This window comes from Zobellella maritima (genome assembly GCF_003075035.1).
In the GTDB taxonomy this organism is placed as follows: domain Bacteria; phylum Pseudomonadota; class Gammaproteobacteria; order Enterobacterales; family Aeromonadaceae; genus Oceanimonas; species Oceanimonas maritima.
The window spans coordinates 1-518 of record NZ_QCZE01000013.1 but is presented as its reverse complement, the minus strand read 5'-3'; the positions used below and the strand labels follow the sequence as shown (position 1 = coordinate 518).

The 518-nt window shown below is 51.2% G+C and carries 2 tRNA genes; both read right to left on the bottom strand.

From position 1 onward, the window contains the following. Positions 1-51 precede the first annotated feature (51 nt). Positions 52-127: transfer RNA gene (locus tag DCS96_RS18375), tRNA-Gly, on the bottom strand. An 82-nt stretch (positions 128-209) separates the two neighbouring features. Next, positions 210-285, bottom strand: a tRNA-Gly gene (locus tag DCS96_RS18370). Between the last annotated feature and the right edge of the window lie 233 nt (positions 286-518).

The window sequence follows — 518 nt, the reverse complement described above, 5'->3', positions numbered from 1 at the left end:
CTGCGACCCTCTATTTCAGATACCGCTCTGGTAAGCCATATCCTTTCAATTTGGAGCGGGAAACGAGATTCGAACTCGCGACCCCAACCTTGGCAAGGTTGTGCTCTACCAGCTGAGCTATTCCCGCGTAAAATTTTTAACTTGTGCATGGGGCCGCGCTACGACCCTCTATTTCAGATACCGCTCTGGTAAGCCATATCCTTTCAATTTGGAGCGGGAAACGAGATTCGAACTCGCGACCCCAACCTTGGCAAGGTTGTGCTCTACCAGCTGAGCTATTCCCGCGTAAAATTTTTAACTTGTGCATGGGGCCGCGGCGCGACCCTCATCGACTTCAGCAAGGTCAAGCTCTTATCAACTGAGCTATTCCCGCAATAATCTGTAAACTCTTTCTTTGGGGCCGCGCTGCGACCCTCTATTTCAGATACCGCTCTGGTAAGCCATATCCTTTCAATTTGGAGCGGGAAACGAGATTCGAACTCGCGACCCCAACCTTGGCAAGGTTGTGCTCTACCAGC